Origin of the sequence: Fulvivirga aurantia (assembly GCF_009711475.1) — a bacterium.
GTDB classification, from domain to species: Bacteria; Bacteroidota; Bacteroidia; order Cytophagales; family Cyclobacteriaceae; genus Fulvivirga; species Fulvivirga aurantia.
On the sequence record NZ_SMMD01000108.1, the window covers coordinates 1 to 526 of the forward strand.

Below are 526 nucleotides of genomic sequence, written 5' to 3' on the forward strand. Positions count from 1 at the left end.
AAAAATAATAAATATACTGATACTGATGCCTCAGAAATTTGTCTCGATTTTAATCGTCTGAATATTGCATGTGAGGAAGCTTACTCTTTTCTGGAACAGCAACCCTTATATCTCCCTGTAACGTACACTGGCATGCGAGCCTCTCGTTAGATTTCAATGCACCAAGTTTTCTCAATTTTGTTTCAAAGTCGCTTTCTAAAGAAATATTCTTAATTCCTTCTTCCACAATCATTTTGCAGGTGGTACATCTTCCTTTTCCTCCACATGCGTGCATCCAATCGATAGAATTTTCGTGTAAAATCTTCAATATGGGCTTATCCTTCTCGTTTGTTTTTAAAGACTTTTGAAATAAGTTAGAAATGGTGATTTCTGGCATTTACTTTTTACTTTTAAAGTAGCAAAGTTGTAAAGAAAATATAAGTATGGAGAACAATCTCAATTATAAAGGCATAGACAGTTACAGTGATCAACTTTCTAAAAAGATAGTAGGCCAAGCCTATGAAGATAAAAAGACGCTTTCTGGCAA

General features: G+C 34.2%; 1 protein-coding gene. It reads right to left on the minus strand.

Translation table 11 applies throughout. From position 1 onward, the window contains the following. Positions 1-49: 49 nt before the first annotated feature. A complete protein-coding gene (locus E1176_RS00235) occupies positions 50-376 on the minus strand; it encodes a 2Fe-2S iron-sulfur cluster-binding protein (RefSeq protein ID WP_155208589.1) in 327 nt (108 codons plus the stop codon). Between the last annotated feature and the right edge of the window lie 150 nt (positions 377-526).

What these genes read in the sequence shown, in the direction of transcription:
- E1176_RS00235 (WP_155208589.1), bottom strand. Translation starts at nt 376, where the DNA reads ATGCCAGAAATCACCATTTCTAACTTATTTCAAAAGTCTTTAAAAACA.